The organism is Microbacterium sp. MMO-35 (assembly GCF_037147555.1).
Lineage (GTDB): Bacteria > Actinomycetota > Actinomycetes > Actinomycetales > Microbacteriaceae > Microbacterium.
The window spans coordinates 1-576 of the sequence record NZ_JBBCVH010000036.1 but is presented as its reverse complement, the minus strand read 5'-3'; the positions used below and the strand labels follow the sequence as shown (position 1 = coordinate 576).

Here is a 576-nt window from a genome sequence, read left to right as displayed (position 1 = left end):
CGATCACGGCGGCGCTCGGGCCGAACGGTGATCAGGTGGCCGCGTTCTTGGCTCTCCTGCCGTCACTGACGGCATCCCAGTGGGACGTTGCTTGGGACGCTGCTCGGGCCGTTGCTTGGGACGCTGCTCGGGCCGCTGCTCGGGCCGCTGCTTGGGACGCTGCTCAGGCCGCTGCTCGGGCCGCTGCTCGGGCCGCTGCTCGGGCCGCTGCTTGGGCCGCTGCTTGGGACGCTGCTCAGGCCGCTGCTTGGGCCGCTGCTTGGGACGCTGCTCAGGCCGCTGCTCGGGACGCTGCTCAGGCCGCTGCTTGGGACGCTGCTTGGGCCGCTGCTTGGGCCGCTGCTTGGGACGCTGCTCGGGACGCTGCTCGGGCCGCTGCTCAGGCCGCTGCTTGGGACGCTGCTCGGGACGCTGCTTGGGCCGCTGCTCGGGACGCTGCTCAGGCCGCTGCTCGGGCCGCTGCTCGGGCCGCTGAAGCGATCGCCGTCCGCGACCTCATCACGCCGGAGCAGTTCGAGATACTGACGGGTCCGATGCGCGCCGCTGGCATCGACTTCGACAACTTCAAGGTGACGG

The 576-nt window shown here is 71.7% G+C and carries 1 protein-coding gene; it reads left to right on the top strand.

The genetic code is table 11. From position 1 onward, the window contains the following. The first annotated feature begins 87 nt into the window (after window positions 1-87). Window positions 88-525 carry a hypothetical protein gene (locus tag WFJ01_RS19055; protein WP_336630053.1) on the top strand — a complete coding sequence of 146 codons (438 nt, stop codon included), beginning with the start codon at window positions 88-90 and terminating at the stop codon, window positions 523-525. Window positions 526-576: the final 51 nt, after the last annotated feature.